Source organism: Synechococcus sp. W65.1, from assembly GCF_047461615.1.
GTDB lineage: Bacteria > Cyanobacteriota > Cyanobacteriia > Thermostichales > Thermostichaceae > Thermostichus.
The window spans coordinates 96840-114656 of sequence record NZ_JANSHI010000007.1 but is presented as its reverse complement, the minus strand read 5'-3'; the positions used below and the strand labels follow the sequence as shown (position 1 = coordinate 114656).

Here is a 17817-nt window from a genome sequence, read left to right as displayed (position 1 = left end):
GGAGCAGGGCTTCAGCGCAGCGGCTCCAACTGCTGCAAGGGAATAAAGGTCTCCTGAGGCAAGAGAATGGGAAACTCCGAGAAAATCAAGTCGCCCCGCAGGGTACGGCGATGGATAACCACGCCCCGCGGTGGCTGCTCCACCACCTCTGGGCGGTGCTGAAGATGAAGCTGGTAGATCTGGCGAGCTGCTTGTAGCAAAGTGCTGTCCATGAGCAGTCTCACCCCCTGCTGGTGGTTCGATCCTTAGGATATCGCGGCGCAGAGCCGGTGGGCCATCCATCTTTATTTCCCAATTCAGGAAGTTGACCGGCAAGGAACCGAGAGAGGTCGCCAAACGAGCTTGAGCTGGGGGGGTAGCCAGCAGGGCAGGTTAAGACAGGGCTATAGATCCCGCTTGGGTAGGAGAGTACAGTGGGGGCAAGCGCGCTGAGAGCAGATGGAGAGAACCTACCTGCTGGGGCTGGGCTGGATCCTAGGCCTGTTGCTGCGGGCCTGGCCGGCAGTGAGCGGCTGGGGGTGGGGGATCCCTCTAGGGCTGGGGCTAGTGGGATCCCTGGTCTACCGGCAACGACCGCGCTTGGGGCGCACCTGGCTGGCGGCGGGGTTGGTGGGCTGCCTGGCCTGGGCCTACCTGGGCTGGCGGCAGCCTCTCCCCGGCCCGACGGATATTAGCCTTCTAGCCCCGCAGGCGCAGATGAGTCTGGTGGGCACCGTCCTTTCGGAGCCCCGTCCTACCCGCGGCGAGCGGCAGCAGTTTTGGCTCGAGGCGGAGCAGGTGCTGGAGGCCGACTCCACTGCCCGCCAGGTGAGCGGCAAGCTCTACGTCACTGCTAGCCCGGCAGCCCTCCAGGGCAGGGATCTCCATCCCAACCAGCGGGTGCGCCTGGTGGGATCCCTCTACCTTCCCAGTCCGGCTTTGAACCCGGGCAGCTTTGACTTTCAAGCCTACCTGCAGCGCCAGGGGGCTTTTGCCGGTTTCAGCGCCCGCGAGGTGATCCCGCAGCCGGGAGGAAAAGTCTGGGGAGGTTGGGTGTTGCGGCGGCGGGTGCGGGAGGCGTTCATCGCCGGTCTGGGAGAGCGGCAGGGGAACCTCTTGGCCTCGCTGGTGCTGGGATCCCGGGCTGGCCAGTTGGACTTCGATTTGCAAGATGCCTTCCGAGAAATCGGCATGGCCCATGTTCTGGCCGCTTCTGGGTTTCACGTGTCGCTACTGCTGGGGGTGGTGTTTGTCCTAACGCGGCGGCTGGCAGTGCGCCTGCAGCAGGGGATCCTCCTGGCGGTTTTGGGGGTTTACCTTACCTTGACAGGGTTTACCCCTTCGGTGCTGCGGGCGGCAGTGATGGGAGTGGCGGCCATGCTGGTACTGACGGAGCCGCGGCTGGAGGGGAAAGTTAGGCTCAACCCCCTGGGAACGCTGCTGGTGGCAGCGGTTTTGCTGTTGCTCTATCAGCCACAGTGGATTACAGACCTGGGGTTTCAGCTCAGCTTTGCCGCCACCTTGGGCCTGCTGGTGGGGACAGCTCCCATTGTTTTCCGTTTGGACTTCTTGCCCCCAGCAGTGGCTACCGCCTTGGCTGTTCCTCTGGCCGCCCAGATCTGGACCTTGCCGCTGCAAGTGGCCATCTTTGGCCGCATCCCCACCTATTCCCTGCTGGCCAACCCGCTGCTGCTGATCCTACTGCTGCCCCTGCTGGTGGCCGGGTTTGGGGTGGCCTTTGTGGCTTTGCTCTGGCCGGCCCTGGGATCCCTGCTGGCCCAGCCCCTGACGTTTTTGATCACACCCTTGATCAACTGGGTGAGCTGGATGGCCAGCTGGCCCTTAAGTTCCTACTACACCGGCAGGGTCTCGCTGCTCCAGTGTCTGCTCCTCTACGGGGCGCTGGTGGCCCTCACCTTTTGGCCGCAGTGGCGACGGGCTTTCCGCTGGCAGGGCACTACCCTGATCATGGCCGCCATCTTGCTGGGGCCGAGGTTGTGGCCGGGGCCGCCAGTTCAGATCACCGCTTTGGCCAGTGGCCCCATCCCCATTCTGGTCATTCAGGCGGAAGGACGCCACCTCTTGCTCAACAGCGGCGATCCCCGCCTGGCCGAGCGCACGGTGCTGCCTTTTCTGCGGCAGCAGGGCCTGCGCCGTCTGGAGGGAGCGGTAGCCATGACCTCTAGGGGCTCTGCCAATGGCGCTTGGGAGATCCTGCTTTCGGCTTTCTCCATTGGGCACTTCTGGGACGGGGGCGGGATCAACGCCGCTTCCGAAAGCTACCTGCGCTCCCTCAGTGCCGTGCAAGCTGCCGGGATCCCCTATCAAGTCTTGCGGCCCGCCGACCGCATCCCTTTTTCCGAGCGGCTGAAGCTGCAGGCTGTCCATACCAACCCCCTGGTGTTGACCCTGGAGGCCGAAGGATCCCGCTGGCTGCTTTTGGGATCCGCCAGCACCCAGGTCTAGGCCGAGCTAACCGGATCTCCCCTGCTGCCGGCCCAAATTGACTGGCTGTGGTGGGATGGGGGATCCCTAATCCTGGACTTGCTGGAGCGCTTTCAGGTGCAGGCGGGCATCAGCTCTGGCTCCGCCGGCGAGGCAGTGGTTACCTGGTTTCGGCAGAGGCAGCGGCCTCTCTACTTAGCCGAGCGCGTTGGAGCAGTGACCTGGTCGCGGCAAGGCGTGCAAACCCTGAGAGCGCAAGAGCTCTAGCACCTCCTCCCCAGGCGGGCTTGATTGTGGAGGCGGTGGGGATCCCATCCCCTAAAATGGGATCACCCCGATAAGCCCTCTTTGCTCGGCTAGACCTATGGACATCATCACCTTTGGCTGGGTTGCCGTTGCTGCTTTCTTTGCCTTTTCGATTGCCTTTGTGGTTTGGGGCCGCAACGGCATGTAGCCCTGAGCCTCCCCGCCGTCCTTCAGTGCCTCTAGCCCCATGGAAACCGCCTTGCCCTGGATCCTCCGCCTTGCCTATGGGGGCATCTTTTTGCTCCTAGCGGCCATAACTTTGGGCGTTGGCTACATCACCTTGATCGACTGGCGGGATCGGCGGCGGCGCAACGAGGCAGAACGTCAGGCTCGCCGCTCCAAGCGCCGCTAGCGGTTTGCACACGCCTCGCGATTGGGCTGGTTGCCGGCGGCCCTCAGAGCAGGAGGACCTCCTCCGCCGTCGCCTTGCTGGGGAAGGCGGAAGAGGCGAGCAGCATTTTGGCTGGTTTGTTGGGCCAGATCCTCCAAGGGGATCTGCAACAACTCCGCCAGGGTTTGGGCCACCCGCTGCACGTGGGCTGGCTCGTTGCGTTTGCCGCGGAAGGGAGTAGGGGCCAGGAAAGGGCAATCGGTTTCCACCAGAAGCTGGGACAGGGGCACCTCCAAGGCCGAGCGGCGCACCGTCTCCGCGTTCTTAAAGGTCACGATGCCGCTAAAGCTAATAAAGCAGCCCAGCTCCACAAAGAGCCGCGTCTCCTCCGGGGATCCGCTCCAGCAGTGCATCACCACCCGCAGCGATTCCCCTGTGGCCATGGCCTCTTGGAGAATCTCATAGGTGGCCGCTGCCGCCTCGCGGCAATGGACAATCAGGGCTAGATCCTGCTCCCGGGCAATGGCAATGTGGGCGCGGAAGGATTCTTTTTGCCGCTCGATATCTGACGGGTCGGACTTGTAAAAATCCAAGCCCGTCTCCCCGATAGCCACCACCCGCCTGTCGCCCGCGGCCAACTGGGCAATCTTTTCGGCCAGAGCCGGCTGCCACTGGCGCGCCTCAAGCGGATGCAGCCCCACCGACAAGAACACCTCGGGATACTGGTCGGCAATGGCCTGCAACTGGGGAAACTCCGCTGGCGTGACGCAGGAATGTACTAGTTGCCGGATCCCGGCCTGGCGCCAGCGCTCGGCCACCTGGGGCAGATCTTCTGCAAAGTCGGGATAGTTTAAGTGGACGTGGGTGTCCACCAGGGGGGCAGCGGGCAAGACGGCGGTGCTCAAAGCTCAGCTCCGGACAAAATGTTGCGAACTCTATCTAATTGTAAAGGCTGTTCCGTGCCTGTTTGGGATCTGTCGGCAGGATCCCGTGCTTACAGCTCCTGGGGAGCGGGATGAGCCATGATGATTAAGGAAACTTTACGCTGGAGGTTCGTTATGGCTCGTACCCCCTCAACGATGCTGCCTTTGGGCACCCCCGCCCCTGACTTCAGCCTGCCGGATGTGGTAACTGGACAAACCATTTCCCTTTCTACCTTTGCCGACAAGCCCGCTTTGCTGGTGATGTTTATCTGCCAGCACTGCCCCTACGTGAAGCACGTGCAAGAGGAGCTGGCTCGCATTGGCAGAGATTACAAGGACCGCGGCGTCGGCATTGTAGCCATCAGCGCCAACGACGTGGAGAAATACCCCGAGGACAGCCCCGAGAACTTGAAGAAGATGGCCGAGACCTTGGGCTTTACCTTCCCCTTCTGCTACGACGAAAGCCAAGAGGTGGCCAAAGCCTTCACCGCTGCCTGCACCCCTGACTTTTTCCTGTTCGACGTGGATCGCAAGTTGGTCTATCGGGGTCAACTGGACGACAGCCGCCCCAGCCTGCCGGATGTGCCAGTGACTGGCAAAGACTTGCGGGCAGCGCTGGATAACCTGCTGGCGGGCAAGCCCATCGATCCCAACCAAAAGCCCAGCCTTGGCTGCAACATCAAGTGGAAGCCCGGCAACGAGCCCGACTACTTCAAGCAAGCCTCTTGAAAGTCCTGGGGCGGATCCCAAACTTCCCCTAGACCCCCATCTTCGCCCTAGAGCAGGCCAGTAGGCCCTCAAGCAACCTCCCCTCCCGCAAGGGGGGTTGTTTTGATTTTCACTTTTTTTTACCTTTGTCTCCGCCAGATCGCGTACGAAAAACGTAGAAATTGCTTACGTGATATCCCGGAATAGGGGATAAGATAGGACCGCAGTCATTAGAGATACGTAGAAAGCAGCATGCAAGCTACTCTCGACTTAACCGTGGATTACCGGACTTACCGCTTGGCAAGGATCCTGAGCGAAAACCTTTCCCTGGGGGAACTGCGGGAGGTCTCTCCAAAATGGCAGGACACAGCCCCTGCTGCAGACAGGACTCAAGCACCGGCAGAGCAGGTTGAGCAGCGCCACCTCGCTCCTCAAAGTAGGACTCAAGCGGAGGCAGCCGTGAATGCCCCTGCCGATCCGGCGTCCAGCATTCGAGAGGTGGTTGAACAAGTGTTTCAGAGTGGCTTCCTCAGCCGGGAACAGGAGAGCCTCATCAACGAACTACTTTTGCGGGGACGTTACACGGAGGGTGAGCTAGAGATTCTGGATCAGTTGATTGAAAAGTTGCTCAGCCACGAGGTCGAAGCAGAGCAGCTAACGCTTACCCGGTCGGCTTAGCCGCTCAAAATCCAGCCTTGGTAGCAGCTAGTACAGAAGTAAGCTACACCTGTGAAGTACTATAGCCCTTTTGGCCTTTCTATAGAGTCCTGTTCTGTCGGGTGCTTACTAGCGCCGGAGGACTCGTTGGGGAGGTTCTCCCATCAGGTAGAGCACTGATGCAATCTTCTCCCTTGCCGCTCCGCTCCATCCCTTTGCGGGTAGCGCTGCTAGCACCCTTAGTGCTGGCAGTGGTAGGAGGGGCAGGCGGAGTATCCTACTTCTCCTGGCGGGCTGGGCAGCGGATGGCGCTGCAGTTGGCTAGGCACTTGAAGAGTGAGGTTAACGACCGAGCCGAGGATCACCTACACAGATATCTGCAGGCCCCCCTTCAGGTAAATGCCCTCAATAAGGAGGTGCTGCGCTGAGGACTTTTGCCCAATCTGGCCGCCCCGCGGCTAGAAGTGCTGGAAGCCTATTTTGCCCGCCAGTTGCAGCAGTTTCCCAAGCTGAGCGACATCGGCTTTGTCTCAGTTCATGGGGGGTTTGTAACCGCCCGCCGCCACGCCGATGGCTCCATCTGGACCTACCACACGCCGGGCCTGAAGCCGGGGTCCGTCCAAGGCCGCCAACGGGGTCCAGAAAGCGGGGATCCCACTGGCTTGACGCGGCAACTAAGCTCTTTAGATTTGCAGCAGTTGTCTTGGTTTCCCGAAATCCTGCAACAGGCAGAGGCCCGCCGTACCTGGCTGGTGAGCAACTTTTTTGTCGAGTCTTCCCACCAAAAACCGGAGCGGCTAATCCTGACGGCGCTGCCCTTGGCGAACGCGAAGGGCCAAGTTTGCGGCAGCCTGGTGGCTTCCCTCCCGGTTCATCACCTGCAGGCTTTTCTACGAGGATCTGCAGGCCGGCTTGGAGTATCCAGGGGCGATCTTGTTGCTGGATGGGGAGGGCCAGGTGGTGGCCAGCACGGAGAAGCTATCTCCTCAACCGCTGCTGCTGGCTGTGCAAGAGCAGGTGGGATCCTGGGAGATGGCGGCCTCACAAGGGCTGCTGCGTCTTGAGGTGGACGGGATCCCCCACTGGGTGCAGGTAAAGGCCATTCAGGAGGAAGGGGGGCTAAATTTCTATTTCCCTACACGGGATCCCGGAGAGCACCCTGTTGGCCCCCGTCTATAGCAGCACGCAGCAGGCGGCTCTGTGGGGAGGGGGGCTGCTACTGGGCTTTCTGGGAGTTGGGATCCTCCTGGACAAAGCCCTCTCTCGCCCGCTGCGCCGCCTTACCCAAATAGCCGAGCAATTTGTGCACAGTGGGATCCCAGCCTTGGCCTCTATGGATCCCAGCCCCATCCAAGAGGTGCAGACCCTGGCCAAAGCTTGGCAGCAGGCGGTCGCTAACCAACAGGCTTTGTTGGATCGCCTCTGGCAACAGCAGCAGCAGTACTGCGCTGTGGTGGAGCAGCAGACGGAGCTGATCTGCCGCTTTCGGCCCGATACTTCCATAACCTATGCCAACCCGGCCTACCTGCGCTTCTTTGGCCGCTCAGCAGAAGAAACGATAGGCAGGCGCTGGAGGGATTCTCTGCCGCCAGAAGAACGGGAGGCGGTACTGCAGGCGCTGGCCGTCCTCACGCCTGAGCACCCCTTCCACCGCAGCGAGCGGGAGTACCCCGGCGAAGACGGACAATCCCGCTGGGTAAGCTGGGTAGATCGGTGCATTTTCGACAGCCAAGGCCAACTGGTGGAGATCCTGTCGGTGGGGCGGGAGATCATCGAGCAAAAGCGGGCCCAACAGCAGCTAGAAGCCCTCAACCGCGAGCGAGAAGCCCAGGTGGCGCTGCGCACCGCCAGTTGGAGCAGGCTTTGCGCTTTGAGGCAGTGCTGCGCTCCCTCAGCGGCCAGATGGTGGCCAGCCTCAAAGAGGGAGAGATCTTGGAAGAGGTGGTCAAGAGCCTAGCCGAGGCTCTCAACCTGACTGGCTGTCATATTCTCTTGACCAGCGCCGATGGATCCTCTTGTGGATCCGGGCTTGCTCTTTTCCAGAGAAGGCGGATCCCGCCTCCCTTAACGACCCTGAGCTTGGGCACCTGCTGCACTCCCATGCCTTGCCCTGGGAAGTCCACTGGTGTTCTCAAAGAGGCGGGCGCTGGGTACACCTCTTGGCTTGCTCCCTTCGAAACCACCAAGAGCGGCTGGGGCTCTTGCTGTTGGAGCGGCAGCAGGAGTTTTCCGAAGCCGAGAGACAACTGGCCTATCAGGTGGTCAACCTGTGCGCCCTGGCCCTGCGCCAGGCCCGTCTGTACGAGACGACCCAGGCCCAAGTGAAGGAATTGGAGCGGCTCAACCTGCTCAAGGATGATTTCTTGAGTACCGTCTCCCACGAGCTACGCACCCCCATGACCAACGTGCGCATGGCCCTGCAGATGCTGCAAATAGCCTGCGATAACCCTAAGAAACAGCAGCACTATTTCGCTATCGCTCTCAAAGAATGCAACCGACAAATTGATCTCATCAACGACCTGCTGGACATGCAGCGGCTTTCAGCCGAGAAGTATCTGCTCCAGCCGGAAGAGATCTTCCTGCCGCACTATTTGCGGGATCTGGTGGCGACAGCCCAGCCTCTAGTCCAGGGCAAAAAGCAGAACTTGCAGCTGCACCTAGAAGAGGGAGCCCCCCTCTTAGGGCAGATCCCAAGGCTCTAGGCCGCATCCTGCGCGAGCTGCTGCACAACGCCGTCAAGTAACCGCCCCTGAGGGATCCATCCGCCTGCAGGTAACTCCAGAAGGAGAAGGGGTCCTCTTTGTCTGTAGCAACAGCAGCGAGATCCCAGAGGCGGAGCTGCCCCGCATCTTTGAAAAGTTCTATCGGATCCCGAAGGCGGATCGCTGGGAGCACGGCGGCACCGGGTTGGGGTTGGCTTTGGTCAAGCAACTGGTAGAGCACATGGGGGGGCAAATCTCCGTCAGCAGCGCAGAGGGATGGACCCATTTCCGCGTCTGGCTACCTTCTGCCCCGCCGGCAGCAACTGCAAAAAGCCTTGAACCTGCGGGCGCCGCCTAGGAACGGCCAAAGGCCGGCTCAGGGGCAGGCAAGCTGGAAGCGCGCAAGAAGGATCCCCGCAGCTGACCGCAAGCAGCGTTGCCATCTAGGCCACGGGTCTGGCGCACGCTGGCCTGGACGTGGTGTTCCTCTAGCAGGCGGACGAACTCCGCCACCCGCGCTGGGTGAGGGCGCTGATAGTTGGCCTCGGCGATGGGGTTGTACGGGATCAGGTTGACGTGTAGGCGTGCCCCCGACTGGCTGGCCTGGCGCAGCAGGTGGGCCAATTGACGGGCATGGATGGGCAGGTCGTTGATCCCAGCTATGAGCGTATACTCAAAGCTAACCCGCCGCCCCGTGCTCAGCATGTAGTCGCGGCAGTCCTGGATCAAAGCCTCCAGGGGATAGTGGGCTGCGGAAGGGATCAGCTGTTGCCGCAGCTCCTGGTTGGGGGCATGCAGGCTGACGGCCAAGGTAATCTGCAGCTTTTGCTGGGCCAGCCAGGGGATCTGCCGGGGCACGCCCACTGTCGAGAGGGTGATGTGCCGCTGGCCGATGCCAATATCCTGATTGAGGCTGCGAATGGCCTGCACCACGGTGTCGCGGTTGAGCAGGGGCTCCCCCATGCCCATGAAAACCACGTGGCTGACGCGGCGGCCAAAGTCTTCCTGCACCGTTAACACCTGATCCAGGATTTCGTGCAGCTTGAGGTTGCGCCGGTAGCCCATCTTGCCGGTGGCGCAGAAGTCGCAGGCCATGGGGCAGCCCACCTGGGAGGAGACGCAGACGGTCAGCCGTTTGGCGGTCGGGATCCCCACCGTCTCGATCAACTCCCCATCCGCTAGCTGCAGCAGCAACTTAACTGTGCCGTCGCGGGTCTCCGTCCGCTGCACCACCTGGGAGCGCCCCACTGGGTAATCCCCCAGCGCCTCGCGCCAGGCCTTGGGAAAAACCGTCACCTCCTGCAGGGAGCGGATCCCTTTTTGGTAGAGCCAAGTGTGCAGTTGTTGCCCGCGGTAGGCCGGCTGCCCCTGGGCAACTGCCCAGTCTTTCAAGGCAGCTAGGGATTGCCCAAGCAAGGGAAGCGGTGGGGCGGACATAGGCCAGTGGGCAACAGATCCCAAAAGTTGGGTTCTTCCACTCTAGCTTGAAGCCCCAAAGGCTTGCTTTGGCAGCCAGGGCCAGGGTCTTGGATAATGAGTTTGCCCTTGCACGACTAGGACTTTGGCTTGCGCTATGTCGGTTTCGCCGCAACTGGCACAACTAGCTACGTGGATGGCCGGTCACTTCAACAATCAGCAGCAGGCCATGGCCGAGCCGGTCTGGTTTGCCAACATTCACGTCTACCAGTGCCCTCTGCCGTGGTCGGTGTTTCAGGGGATAGGGTTTTACGTGGAGCAACTGTATGACATCTACCCCGACCAGCCCTACCGGCAGCGGGTCATCCACCTTTTCGAGACGCCGGAGGGGATCCGCATCCAAAACTACGCCTTGGGATCCCCTGAGCTCTACAAATGTGCTGGCCGAGATCCGGGAAAACTGGCCAACCTGACGGCGGCAGAGCTGGAACTCTTGCCCGGCTGTGTGATTCAGGTGGAATGGACGGGATCCTGCTACCGGGGCCGCAGCGTGCCCGGCAAAGGCTGTATTGTCGAGCGCAAAGGCAGAACCACCTACCTGTACAGCGAGTTCGAGATTGGAGCCGACTACTTCCACAGCCTGGATCAGGGCCGTGACCCCGAAACGGATCAAGTGGTCTGGGGATCCCTTTCGGGCCCCTTTCGGTTTGTTAAAAAACAGGATTTTTCCTGCTACTTGCCCCGCTGGAGCTAGCTAGGTGCCGTCCAAATCCAGAAGGCGATGATCCCATCCCAAAGCAGTAGCAGCAGGGCAAAGCCGACCAACAGGGCGTACATCCAAGGCTGGACATAGGGGCGCAGCCCGTCGATTTCCAGTCCCGTATGGCGCTGCACCAGCGCTACCAGTTCCCGGAAGCGGCTCACCCGCATGGGCAAAAGGACGCGATCCCCACTGCGGCTGACCAGGTAGTACACCAGACCTCCTTGGCTAGTGGAGCGGGGTTCAAGGTGCTCGACCTCTGCCCAGCGGATCTGCCACTCCTGCCGCACAAAGGGCGGCACCCAGGCGGGGTAGGTGGCCCGCATGCCCACCGCGTCCACCTGGATCTGTTGGCTCAGGGATCCCAGGAGTAGCCCCCAGCCCAGCAGCAGGGCTGCCAGCAGAGCTCCCTGCGCTAGAGGCGTGCCTTGGCGGGCCAGCAGAAGAGGTAGGGGCAAGACTAGTGCCCAGTACAGGGCTTGCACCGAGAAGCGGATCAAAGGCGAAATGGGGAAGGTCATAGACACTCCCAGCCTAGGGCGTGACGTCTCCCCTCTCCATTGAGGGGCATTCCTCTTGCAGAAAGGTAGGTGGCGCTGGCCAGTCAGAAAGGATCCCGAGCACAGCTTGGCCCCGTTCGCGTTCGGCACGCCCTAGAACTGATCCTTCATGCCTCGCAGCCGAGCAAAAACCTGCACCGGATCTAGAACTCCGGTGGCCGCTTGCAAAGCCGGCTGATCCCAGCGCAGGAAGGGGTTGGTGCGGCGCTCTTCGCCGATGGTGCTGGGCACAGTTGGGGATCCCGCCTGGCGCAGGGCCGCCACCTGCTGATAGCGCGCCTGCAGGTCAGGGTTGTCCCCGTCCACCGTCAGGGCAAATCTGAGATTGTTCAAGGTGTATTCGTGGGCACACCACACCCGCGTGGCTTCCGGCAACTGCCGTAGCTGATCCAGGGATCCCACCATCTGCTCTGGAGTGCCCTCAAAGAGTCGCCCGCATCCCCCCGCAAACAGGGTATCGCCACAGAAGAGATCCCCGCTCTCAGGGAAGTAGTAGGCGACATGTCCCCGGGTATGACCGGGCACAAGCAGCACCGTCGCCTGCCGGCCCGCAAACTCCACTGTCTCTCCTGCCCTGAGCTCCACCGTCTGGCCAGGGATCCGTCCCCGATCCGCCTGGCTGCCGTAGACAGCCGCACGAGGATAGCGCTCCAAGAGCTGTCGGTTCCCCCCCACATGGTCGTGGTGGTGGTGGGTGTTGAAGATAGCTACCAACTCCGCCCCCAGCTCAGCCAGCTTATCCAGCACCGGCTCGGCCACTGCCGGATCCACCACCGCCGCCGTTGCCGTTTCGGGATCGTAGAGGAGGTAGATGTAATTGTCGCGCAGGGCAGGCAGTTGCAGAATGCGCATGGCCACTTACTCCTCGAAAATGGCCCGTTCTACATCCTTGCGGCTGAGGGAGTAGGGGAAAGACAAAGTCTTGGTGTTGCCGTTGGGGTAGGTGTAGCGCACCCAAATGCTAGTTTCTTCCAAGCGCAGGCAAGCTTTCCAGCCAGGTCGTTCGCAAAACCACTGCTCCACATCCTCGGGATCGCGGGTACAACCCTGTTCCTCCAGCCACTGTTCGATCGAGGGGAGCGAGTGATTGTACAGAGGTGTGGTTTCAGGCGGCAAAGGCATGGCGAGATGGCAAAAGCTACCCCCGCTACTCTATTCAAGCACTTTAGATGCCCAGCATTCCCTGGCCTCCCGCGGCTGGGCAGCTCAGTTAGCCCACTCTCCCCTCCCGCAGCCAAGCCAAAACGCCTGCCAATACTAGGCAGAGCACAAAAGTAGCAGCCATCAGCAGCAGGGCACAGAGCTCACCAGCAGAAAGCGGTCGGGTTTCCATGGGCAGCTCAAGGGCCTCTGCCTCCCGCGAGCCTCTTTGCTCGAGCGATCCCGCCTTGGCCCTCATTGCCTGGAGGCTTGCGTCGTAGATAGCCCGCTTGGCAGGGTTGCTGAGAACAAGGTAGGCTTCCTGCAACTCTTGGAAGCAGCGAAGCGCCACCTCCGGCGCCAGAGGAGAGGTGTCAGGGTGGTAGCGCTTGCTCAACTGCCGGTAGGCCCGCCGAATTGCTTCAGGAGAGGCTCCTGGGGACAGGCCCAGCCGCTGGTAGTAGGTCAGAGAGCTCAACGAGCGCATGCAAGTTGCTGGGCAAGACTAGGGGCAACAGAATGGCTCCTAGGAGAGCTTGACCTTAATGTAAACCACTCTTTGAGCTATGGGGATCCCCCCTGCCAGCCTCTATTCTTCTCCCTCCTCCTCTTCAGACTTGGCTTTGGGGTAGTAGAAACTGGTGTTGCGACCGCTGAGAATGGCGCGCCCAATGGTCATCGCTCGCTGGGCGTGGATCTTGGCTTTGGCTAGCCAAACAGCATACCGCCTGCGACTGCGGGCCTTGGAGGTTTTCTTCTTAGGAACAGGCATAGCTTGTACAAAAACACAGCTTTACTAGGCTACCACTGGGTTTGCACCCTCGATCCCAATCTGAACCCGGCTCAATGAAGCGGGTCAAGCTTTTTCCGCCAACTCCCCAAGGGCGAGCACCTCCGCCCAATCTTAGCTGTTGAGATCTGTCAACTCTTCTACGCAAACCTTCTCAATCCCTTTTGCCAACAGCCTTGAATCGGTATTCTGAAAACAGGCGGCCAGGCGACGTCGGCCACTGCCCGGAGACGCCTTTGGGTGCAAGCTGAGAATCAACTGCGGCCACTCTCCTCTAGGAGATCGATCAACCATGCACAGCCTCTTTTCCATCTTGCTGTTTGGGATCCCTCTGGTCAGCTTAGGTTGGACAGGGATCCCAGCGGCCGCCCAATCTGCTAACCCCTCTCTCTGCCAGCAATTTCCTCAAGATATTCGCTGCAATTTCTCTGCTCCCAGCCAGGTTGGGCAAGCGTCGCAGCCCACCGCTCGCCCTCGCGTTGCGGTTTTGGATTTTGATTTCAGCAGCCTCAGCAATTCCTACAGCTCTCTCTATAGCCTGGGTGAGGCTGCCCGTGGGGTGAGCGATCTGCTGGTGGATCGGCTGGTGAGAGATGGCACTTTTTCCGTCATCGAGCGCTCGCGGCTAGATGCAGTCTTGGCCGAGCAGAACCTGGGTCGATCTGGGCTACTGGACGCCAACACTGCTGCTCAGGTGGGCCGCATCCTAGGAGTCGATGCCGTGATCCTCGGCAGTGTAACCCAGTTTGATGTAGCAGTGCGTCGTTCTGGAGGGGGGGCACCGGTTCTAACCCCTTTTGGCAACTTTCCGCTAGCAGTGGGGGTTGAGTCGGTGGACGTCGATGCCAACGTGCAGCTCAACGCCCGCCTGGTGAGCACCAGCACTGCCGAGATCTTAGCCGTGGTTGAGGGCAAAGGCAACGCTAGCCAGTCGGATAGCACGGTTGCAGTGGCCGGCTTTGGCGGCGGATCTGCTACCAGCAATGAAGAGAAGCTGCTGGTTTTAGCAAGCCAACAGGCGGTGGAGCAAATTGCCCAGCAGCTGGCCGGCTTTGCCGAACGCTTAGCGGCCCAGCCCCGCTCTTTGCCAACGGTTGATGCCCTAGTGGCCGATGTCTACGGCAACCAGGTGATTTTGAACAAGGGCAGCCGCGACGGCTACCGCGTGGGATTGATCCTTTCTGTGGAGCGGGTTGTCCGCGAGGTTAAGGATCCGGCCACAGGAGCAGTCTTGCGTAAATTGACCGAGCCAGCCGGGCAGATTCAACTGACAGAGGTGGACACAAGCTCCAGCGTTGGCCGCATCCTCAGCGGCTCGGGCTTTAGGGTTGGGGATGTAGCCAAGCCCCTGCGGTGAAACTGCAAAACAAGTTGCCTTCAAAGTTTTCAGCACTTTTTCATGCCAGGCCTGAGGCTTAACTGCTTCTGTCATCCCGGTCTAGGCAAATTTTGAGAAGATAGTTAGCAAGGCTAGCCCAGAAGTTGGGCAGCTACGGGCAATCAGAGCAGCTTGGCAGGGAAAGGATGAAAGCTTTTGTTGCAGGGGCTACGGGAGAAACGGGGCGGCGTATTGTCAAAGAGCTAGTGGATCGCGGCATCCCGGTACGGGCGTTGGTGCGCAGCCGCGAGTTGGCCGCTCAGGTTCTGCCCCCCAAAGCGGAAGTGGTGGTGGGAGACGTGCTGGATCCGACCACGCTGGAGGCTGGTATGGAGGGATGCACGGTGGTGCTCTGTGCTACGGGAGCCAGGCCCAGTTGGGATCCCTTGCAGCCCTACCGAGTGGACTATGTGGGCACCAAAAACTTAGTGGATGTAGCCAAAGCCAAAGGGATCCAGCACTTTGTTTTAATTTCCTCCCTGTGTGTTTCTCGGCTGTTCCACCCCCTCAATTTGTTTTGGCTAATTTTGGTGTGGAAAAAGCAAGCCGAAGAGTACTTGCAAAAAAGCGGCCTCACCTACACCATCATTCGGCCAGGGGGCCTGAAGAACCAAGACAACGAGGATGGCATTGTCCTCTCTCCACCAGACACTCTATTTGAGGGCAGCATTCCTCGCACCAAAGTAGCCCAAGTGGCTGTTGAAAGCTTATTTCAGCCGGCGGCGAAAGACCGCATCTTCGAGATCATCGCTAAGCCTGGTGTTCCCAGGTGGGAGTGGAGTGAGCTTTTTGCCGTAGCAGGCTAGGTCCCGCACTGCAAGAACGCCTCCGTCAGCCGTCGAGCGTGGGGTGAGTGTCTCACCGGAAAAAAGTAGCGTGAAAGCCTTCACCTCAAGGCCTAGCGGGTTATAATCTTCCCAGCTTTTCGGAGGTTCCCGCTATGACCATGCAGCTCCCACCCCAGTGTGAGAACTTAAGAGAACAAGTTGAAGCCATTCTCAACCTCTGGCAGCAGGATCCCACGCTTTCAAGTAAGCAAGACACAAAGCGGGTTCAGGCTTCACTGAGCAAAGCAATTTCTCCAACCTTTGAGATTGTGTTTGCTGGTGCCTTCAGTGCTGGCAAATCGATGTTAATCAATGCCTTACTGGAAAGGGAGCTTCTCTACAGCGCTGAGGGACACGCCACAGGAACCGAGTGCTACATCTCCTATGCAGAACCTGATGCCGAAAGAGTAGTGCTGACCTTCCTCAGCGAGCAGCAGGTGCAGGAACAAATGGCTGCTTTTTGCGGTCGCCTAGGCTTAGCGCTCCCTAGTGGCAACGGCTTAGAGGAGGCTACACTCAGTCGCCTCAAGGAGCAAGCTGAGGCCATTGTTCAACAAGAAGGTGGCAAGAGCAAGTCAGAGCGGGCAAAGCAGGCAGATGCGCTGCGCTTGTTGATTGAAGGTTTTCAGCAAAACCGTGTCAGGATCTACCCAACTGAAAACGGAGTATTCTCTATGGAGCAGCTTAACTTAGGCAACCTAAAAGAAGCTGCAAGTTTTGCCCGTCGAGGTGCCAACAGTGCGGTTTTGCGGAAGATCGAGTACTACTGTCATCATCCTCTACTAAAGGACGGAAATGTTATCGTCGATACTCCTGGTATTGATGCACCAGTTAGAGCAGACGCTGAACGTACATATCAAAAAATTGCTCACCCGGATACTTCCGCAGTTGTCTGTGTCCTCAAATGCGCCTCAACTGGCGAGCTAACTAAGGAGGAAACAGAACTTATTGAGCGCATCCAGAGTAATAGCAGCATTCGAGACCGAGTTTTTTATGTGTTTAACCGCATTGATGAAACCTGGTACAACCCGCAGCTAAGGCAGCGACTAGAAATCATTATTGATCAGCAATTCCGTGGAGCCCGTATATTCAAGACAAGTGCCCTGCTTGGCTTCTACTGCTCACAGATCAAGGGAACCAGCCGAGGGAACAGATTTGGCTTAGACACGATCTTCTCAGAAAGTATAAGGGAACTGGGCAGTAAGGAACAGACTCCTCAGTTTGTCATGGAGTTTGTCAAGTACTGTAGCTCGGGAAGACTGATTGGCACTCCCTTTCGCCCTCTAGTGCATGGCTACGAAACGCCTATAGATAACTATGTCCGAATCCTCAGCGAGTGGGGCATGCCTTTGGTTGATTACATGATCGAGGATAGCGGCATAGAAGAGTTTCGTAGTGGGATTACTCGTTATCTAACAGAAGAAAAGCGTCCGCAGTTGTTTCTAGACCTTGCTAATGACTTGCGGCCCCTTTGTGTTGAGCTTAGAAAGTCTTATCTTGATCTCTACAGGGAATTAGACAGTCAGCCTAGGGAAGTCAGTGGCATGATTGAGTATGAGCTAACGCTTATCAACCAGCAGCTAAACAAGATAGGAAAAGACTTTTATGACCACATTGAAACTATGGTTAACGAAATTATTAACGGCATGGATAAAGACTTTGAATCTGATTTTCGCAAGTTGCAAGCCAAGATGGTGCGTAGGCTGGATGAACTTCTAGACACCTTCTCCGTGGATGGCACCTATAGCCAAGCTGTTCGTATTCATCAGCGTAACTCCACAGCCCCATTTCTAGCTGTCTTGGTTGAGGCCTTCTACTATCTCTCGAACCACCTAGAGGATATACTAGTTGAATCCGCCATTACAGTTGTGGAGAACTCTTTCCGCCGGCTTATCGATCGAGTGCGTAGCTCAGATTACTACAAGCAGCTACTCCGTCTGCTCGGGTATGATGGGGAAATAGAGAAGAAGCTCCTAGAGGTTAAGGACAAAGTTTGCACCTCCCTGGTCAGCGGTGCTCGAAAAGAGTGTGACCGGTACTTGAGAGAGAGTCCTCGCTTCTATGACGAGGGTACTTTCTCAATTTACCAGTTTCGCGAAGTTTTGAAGCAAACTGCCCAATCCTACGACATTTCTGCTATTCGAGACGCTGAGCCTGGAATCCGGCAGTTACTCAAGCTTGACTTTGAGCCAAAAGTTGGCCAGACAATACGCTCTAACTTCCGTCAGGAAACCAACAACACTCTCAAGACTCAGCTGTTGCCGGTTGCTAGGCAGATAGCTGATGAGATTTTGCAAAAGTACCCTGAGGCGAAGCAGTTTATGGAGGCAACTTTGAGAAAAGAGGCCGAAGAAAAAATTGCCCTTAACCAGCAGCGTCTGCAAGAATTGGAGGCAAACATAGACAAATACAACCGAGCTGCCTCTGGGATTAACCTCTGCATGCAAGCTTTGGGCCTCAATCGTGAGATGCTGCCCTTGATTCTTCTCCCTGATTCCTCTGCCACTGTAGAGTCGACTGAGATTTCGGAAAGCTCAAGCGAGAGAAACACAGATCAAGTGTCTGCTCCTGCAAGCACTGCATCTTCAGCGGAGAGCTTTGCAGAGTTAGATGGTATCCTTGACGATCTAACTTGATGACCTGAGATAGAGAGGCCTGTTTTTGGATCCCCAGCTAGAAGTGTGGGATTTAGGGTGATGCCTCTAGGTCAGTACCCAAAAGGGATTGTCTCCAGGCGAGAAACTTTTAGGGTTGCTGGCTTGGTGGGAGCGGCCCAAGAAGCCCTAACCAAAAAAGAAGAGCTAAGCTGGAAGAAGCTGACTGGTTTGGTGAAGGGATTAATTGTCATCTCTTGCTGCCAGGCAGTAAGGGTTGGCAAGCCGGTAGAGTAAGGCT

The 17817-nt window shown here is 58.6% G+C and carries 25 protein-coding genes; 17 read left to right on the top strand and 8 right to left on the bottom strand.

Translation table 11 applies throughout. The annotated features are described in order from the left end of the window. Window positions 1-11: 11 nt before the first annotated feature. Entirely contained in the window at window positions 12-212 is a 201-nt protein-coding gene (locus NW806_RS05720; protein ID WP_414394303.1) for a hypothetical protein, read from the bottom strand. A gap of 226 nt (window positions 213-438) precedes the next feature. On the opposite strand from NW806_RS05720, the gene NW806_RS05715 reads away from it, so the two are divergent. From NW806_RS05715 to NW806_RS05700, 4 genes are all read left to right on the top strand, one after another. Further along, on the top strand, window positions 439-2445 hold the full coding sequence (locus NW806_RS05715) for a ComEC/Rec2 family competence protein (protein ID WP_414410347.1): 2007 nt from the start codon (window positions 439-441) through the stop codon (window positions 2443-2445). 78 nt (window positions 2446-2523) lie between these two features. Next, window positions 2524-2691, top strand: coding sequence for a hypothetical protein (locus NW806_RS05710; protein ID WP_414410346.1), 168 nt, complete (start codon window positions 2524-2526; stop codon window positions 2689-2691). Window positions 2692-2788: 97 nt separating this feature from the next. Further along, entirely contained in the window at window positions 2789-2878 is a 90-nt protein-coding gene (locus NW806_RS05705) for a cytochrome b6-f complex subunit PetN (RefSeq protein WP_414404797.1), read from the top strand. A gap of 39 nt (window positions 2879-2917) precedes the next feature. Continuing rightward, entirely contained in the window at window positions 2918-3082 is a 165-nt protein-coding gene (locus tag NW806_RS05700) for a hypothetical protein (protein WP_414394298.1), read from the top strand. On the opposite strand, the gene NW806_RS05695 is transcribed toward NW806_RS05700, so the two are convergent. Next, on the bottom strand, window positions 3079-3966 hold the full coding sequence (locus NW806_RS05695; protein ID WP_414410345.1) for a TatD family hydrolase: 888 nt from the start codon (window positions 3964-3966) through the stop codon (window positions 3079-3081). The genes NW806_RS05700 and NW806_RS05695 overlap by 4 nt on opposite strands. A 153-nt stretch (window positions 3967-4119) precedes the next feature. Between NW806_RS05695 and NW806_RS05690 the strand changes: the two genes are divergently transcribed. The 8 genes from NW806_RS05690 to NW806_RS05655 all read left to right on the top strand — a co-directional run bounded on the left by NW806_RS05690 (window position 4120) and on the right by NW806_RS05655 (window position 8409). Beyond that, on the top strand, window positions 4120-4713 hold the full coding sequence (locus NW806_RS05690) for a thioredoxin family protein (RefSeq protein WP_414410344.1): 594 nt from the start codon (window positions 4120-4122) through the stop codon (window positions 4711-4713). 231 nt (window positions 4714-4944) lie between these two features. Further along, window positions 4945-5370, top strand: a complete 426-nt coding sequence (locus tag NW806_RS05685) for a hypothetical protein (protein ID WP_414410343.1) — start codon at window positions 4945-4947, stop codon at window positions 5368-5370. A gap of 158 nt (window positions 5371-5528) precedes the next feature. Next, entirely contained in the window at window positions 5529-5777 is a 249-nt protein-coding gene (locus tag NW806_RS05680) for a hypothetical protein (RefSeq protein ID WP_414410342.1), read from the top strand. Between the two features lie 6 nt (window positions 5778-5783). Next, complete coding sequence (locus NW806_RS05675) at window positions 5784-6413, top strand: hypothetical protein (RefSeq protein ID WP_414410341.1); 630 nt, start codon at window positions 5784-5786, stop codon at window positions 6411-6413. Beyond that, entirely contained in the window at window positions 6382-6528 is a 147-nt protein-coding gene (locus NW806_RS05670) for a hypothetical protein (protein ID WP_414410340.1), read from the top strand. The genes NW806_RS05675 and NW806_RS05670 overlap by 32 nt, the downstream gene beginning before the upstream one ends. After that, window positions 6512-7306 (top strand): PAS domain-containing protein, encoded by a 795-nt coding sequence (locus NW806_RS05665; protein WP_414410339.1) that lies wholly within the window; start codon window positions 6512-6514, stop codon window positions 7304-7306. Before NW806_RS05670 ends, NW806_RS05665 begins: the two co-directional genes overlap by 17 nt. Window positions 7307-7508: 202 nt before the next feature. Further along, window positions 7509-8051 (top strand): sensor histidine kinase, encoded by a 543-nt coding sequence (locus NW806_RS05660; RefSeq protein WP_414410338.1) that lies wholly within the window; start codon window positions 7509-7511, stop codon window positions 8049-8051. 58 nt (window positions 8052-8109) lie between these two features. Beyond that, window positions 8110-8409: an ATP-binding protein gene (locus NW806_RS05655; RefSeq protein ID WP_414410363.1), complete on the top strand. Its 300-nt coding sequence runs from the start codon at window positions 8110-8112 to the stop codon at window positions 8407-8409. Here the strand turns inward: NW806_RS05655 and rlmN are convergent. Further along, on the bottom strand, window positions 8406-9488 hold the full coding sequence (rlmN, locus tag NW806_RS05650) for a 23S rRNA (adenine(2503)-C(2))-methyltransferase RlmN (protein WP_414410337.1): 1083 nt from the start codon (window positions 9486-9488) through the stop codon (window positions 8406-8408). The genes NW806_RS05655 and rlmN overlap by 4 nt on opposite strands. Before the next feature lie 136 nt (window positions 9489-9624). Here rlmN and NW806_RS05645 point away from each other — a divergent pair, with 136 nt between their 5' ends. Continuing rightward, a complete protein-coding gene (locus tag NW806_RS05645) occupies window positions 9625-10221 on the top strand; it encodes a chromophore lyase CpcT/CpeT (RefSeq protein ID WP_414394291.1) in 597 nt (198 codons plus the stop codon). Here NW806_RS05645 and NW806_RS05640 read toward each other — a convergent pair. From NW806_RS05640 to NW806_RS05620, 5 genes are all read right to left on the bottom strand, one after another. Next, a complete protein-coding gene (locus NW806_RS05640; RefSeq protein WP_414410336.1) occupies window positions 10218-10748 on the bottom strand; it encodes a hypothetical protein in 531 nt (176 codons plus the stop codon). The two genes, NW806_RS05645 and NW806_RS05640, sit on opposite strands and share 4 nt — an antisense overlap. Before the next feature lie 132 nt (window positions 10749-10880). Next, on the bottom strand, window positions 10881-11639 hold the full coding sequence (gene gloB / locus NW806_RS05635; protein WP_414410335.1) for a hydroxyacylglutathione hydrolase: 759 nt from the start codon (window positions 11637-11639) through the stop codon (window positions 10881-10883). Between the two features lie 6 nt (window positions 11640-11645). After that, window positions 11646-11909: a DUF3143 domain-containing protein gene (locus NW806_RS05630; RefSeq protein ID WP_414410334.1), complete on the bottom strand. Its 264-nt coding sequence runs from the start codon at window positions 11907-11909 to the stop codon at window positions 11646-11648. A gap of 88 nt (window positions 11910-11997) precedes the next feature. Beyond that, the gene (locus tag NW806_RS05625; RefSeq protein WP_414394284.1) at window positions 11998-12414 is read right to left on the bottom strand and encodes a J domain-containing protein; all 417 of its coding nucleotides are present in this window, start codon (window positions 12412-12414) and stop codon (window positions 11998-12000) included. A gap of 102 nt (window positions 12415-12516) precedes the next feature. Next, the gene (locus NW806_RS05620) at window positions 12517-12699 is read right to left on the bottom strand and encodes a 50S ribosomal protein L32 (RefSeq protein WP_414394282.1); all 183 of its coding nucleotides are present in this window, start codon (window positions 12697-12699) and stop codon (window positions 12517-12519) included. 310 nt (window positions 12700-13009) lie between these two features. On the opposite strand from NW806_RS05620, the gene NW806_RS05615 reads away from it, so the two are divergent. From NW806_RS05615 to NW806_RS05600, 4 genes are all read left to right on the top strand, one after another. After that, window positions 13010-14074, top strand: a complete 1065-nt coding sequence (locus tag NW806_RS05615) for a CsgG/HfaB family protein (RefSeq protein WP_414410333.1) — start codon at window positions 13010-13012, stop codon at window positions 14072-14074. 167 nt (window positions 14075-14241) lie between these two features. Then, window positions 14242-14901, top strand: coding sequence for an SDR family oxidoreductase (locus tag NW806_RS05610; protein WP_414410332.1), 660 nt, complete (start codon window positions 14242-14244; stop codon window positions 14899-14901). A 134-nt stretch (window positions 14902-15035) separates the two neighbouring features. Next, complete coding sequence (locus NW806_RS05605; RefSeq protein ID WP_414410331.1) at window positions 15036-17558, top strand: dynamin family protein; 2523 nt, start codon at window positions 15036-15038, stop codon at window positions 17556-17558. A 215-nt stretch (window positions 17559-17773) separates the two neighbouring features. Further along, window positions 17774-17817: hypothetical protein (locus NW806_RS05600; RefSeq protein WP_414410362.1), on the top strand; the 44-nt coding region annotated here is incomplete at its 3' end.

Bases quoted from the DNA above. Each gene is read 5' to 3' on its own strand.
- NW806_RS05690 (WP_414410344.1), top strand. From the start codon at position 4,120: ATGGCTCGTACCCCCTCAACGATGCTGCCTTTGGGCACCCCCGCCCCT.
- NW806_RS05625 (WP_414394284.1), bottom strand. From the start codon at position 12,414: ATGCGCTCGTTGAGCTCTCTGACCTACTACCAGCGGCTGGGCCTGTCC.
- NW806_RS05705 (WP_414404797.1), top strand. From the start codon at position 2,789: ATGGACATCATCACCTTTGGCTGGGTTGCCGTTGCTGCTTTCTTTGCC.
- NW806_RS05615 (WP_414410333.1), top strand. From the start codon at position 13,010: ATGCACAGCCTCTTTTCCATCTTGCTGTTTGGGATCCCTCTGGTCAGC.
- gloB (WP_414410335.1), bottom strand. From the start codon at position 11,639: ATGCGCATTCTGCAACTGCCTGCCCTGCGCGACAATTACATCTACCTC.
- NW806_RS05685 (WP_414410343.1), top strand. From the start codon at position 4,945: ATGCAAGCTACTCTCGACTTAACCGTGGATTACCGGACTTACCGCTTG.
- NW806_RS05610 (WP_414410332.1), top strand. From the start codon at position 14,242: ATGAAAGCTTTTGTTGCAGGGGCTACGGGAGAAACGGGGCGGCGTATT.
- NW806_RS05640 (WP_414410336.1), bottom strand. From the start codon at position 10,748: ATGACCTTCCCCATTTCGCCTTTGATCCGCTTCTCGGTGCAAGCCCTG.
- NW806_RS05715 (WP_414410347.1), top strand. From the start codon at position 439: ATGGAGAGAACCTACCTGCTGGGGCTGGGCTGGATCCTAGGCCTGTTG.
- NW806_RS05645 (WP_414394291.1), top strand. From the start codon at position 9,625: ATGTCGGTTTCGCCGCAACTGGCACAACTAGCTACGTGGATGGCCGGT.
- NW806_RS05670 (WP_414410340.1), top strand. From the start codon at position 6,382: ATGGCGGCCTCACAAGGGCTGCTGCGTCTTGAGGTGGACGGGATCCCC.
- NW806_RS05680 (WP_414410342.1), top strand. From the start codon at position 5,529: ATGCAATCTTCTCCCTTGCCGCTCCGCTCCATCCCTTTGCGGGTAGCG.
- rlmN (WP_414410337.1), bottom strand. From the start codon at position 9,488: ATGTCCGCCCCACCGCTTCCCTTGCTTGGGCAATCCCTAGCTGCCTTG.
- NW806_RS05630 (WP_414410334.1), bottom strand. From the start codon at position 11,909: ATGCCTTTGCCGCCTGAAACCACACCTCTGTACAATCACTCGCTCCCC.
- NW806_RS05605 (WP_414410331.1), top strand. From the start codon at position 15,036: ATGACCATGCAGCTCCCACCCCAGTGTGAGAACTTAAGAGAACAAGTT.
- NW806_RS05620 (WP_414394282.1), bottom strand. From the start codon at position 12,699: ATGCCTGTTCCTAAGAAGAAAACCTCCAAGGCCCGCAGTCGCAGGCGG.
- NW806_RS05720 (WP_414394303.1), bottom strand. From the start codon at position 212: ATGGACAGCACTTTGCTACAAGCAGCTCGCCAGATCTACCAGCTTCAT.
- NW806_RS05700 (WP_414394298.1), top strand. From the start codon at position 2,918: ATGGAAACCGCCTTGCCCTGGATCCTCCGCCTTGCCTATGGGGGCATC.